1 protein-coding gene is annotated in these 1,056 nt (G+C 42.4%); it reads right to left on the reverse strand.

Features of this window, described 5'->3' with window-relative positions; genetic code table 11:
- Positions 1–12: 12 nt before the first annotated feature.
- On the reverse strand, positions 13–945 hold the full coding sequence (locus tag CW357_RS18050; protein WP_124218836.1) for an IS30 family transposase: 933 nt from the start codon (positions 943–945) through the stop codon (positions 13–15).
- Positions 946–1,056: the final 111 nt, after the last annotated feature.

A 1,056-nucleotide genomic window follows, 5' to 3' on the forward strand; every position in this document is an offset into this window, starting at 1 on the left:
TATGATAGATTGTCAAATTAACTGCACCACCTGATATTCAAATGCTTCCTGCGTGGTGTTCCAGTTGAGGCACTTTCTTGGTCGATTGTTGATCAATGAAAGTGCTTTTTCTATTTTTGATGGTGTTAGTTGTCCCAAATCCATTCGTTTTGGGAAAAATTCGCGTAAAAGACCATTACTATTTTCATTCGTGCCACGTTGCCATGGCGCGTACGGATCAGCGAAGTAAATTGGGATGCCGTACTGTTTTTCGATGTCGGCGTAACAGCTAAATTCTTTTCCTCGATCCGTCGTAAACGTTTGAAAACATTGTCTTGGATAACGCGAAATGAGCTGTTCAATCGCCCACTTCATCGATTGCGCCGAGCGATTCGGTATTTGAATGCCGACATAGAAACGTGTTTTTCGCTCGGCGAATGTCGCGATACATCCTTTCGTACCGCGTGCTGAAACGACGGTATCTAATTCCCAATGGCCAAACGTTTCACGCGTTTTGACTTCTTTTGGGCGATGCTGAATAGAAGTTCCAACGTTGAAACGCCCACGTGTTTCGCGTGGTGCCTGACGCTTTCCTTTTTGGCGAAGCACTTGAAGCGTCACGTGAAGTTTCCCTGAATAAAGCCAGCGATAAATTGTTTTGAAAGATAATTTGCCTTGAAACAAGGAACCGACAATCTGTTCAGGAGACCATGTCGCTTTTAGTTTTTCTTCGATAACTTTACGCAGTTTGTCTGTAAACTTTGAACGCGCACCACATTTTTTCTTCTGCGCAGCCGCGTGCCATTGCGCCTTTTCAGCTGACCATTCATTCAATCGCTTTAATTCACGAGAAATCGTTGTATGAGAACCGTTGAGATGACGCGCAATGGCACGACAAGAGTACCCTAATCCTTTTAAAACCTCTATTTTCGAACGTTCAGATATGGTAAGATGATAATAGCTCATTCAATATGGCCCCCTGTTGATTTTGGTGTAGGAACTTTAATTATACAGGTTCATATTGAATGGGTCTTTTTTATTTATTTTGAGTGGTGCACTTAATATTACAATTCGTCA

The sequence above is a fragment of the Rummeliibacillus sp. TYF005 genome, assembly GCF_003844195.1.
Lineage (GTDB): Bacteria > Bacillota > Bacilli > Bacillales_A > Planococcaceae > Rummeliibacillus.

Bases quoted from the DNA above. Each gene is read 5' to 3' on its own strand.
- CW357_RS18050 (WP_124218836.1), bottom strand. From the start codon at position 945: ATGAGCTATTATCATCTTACCATATCTGAACGTTCGAAAATAGAGGTT.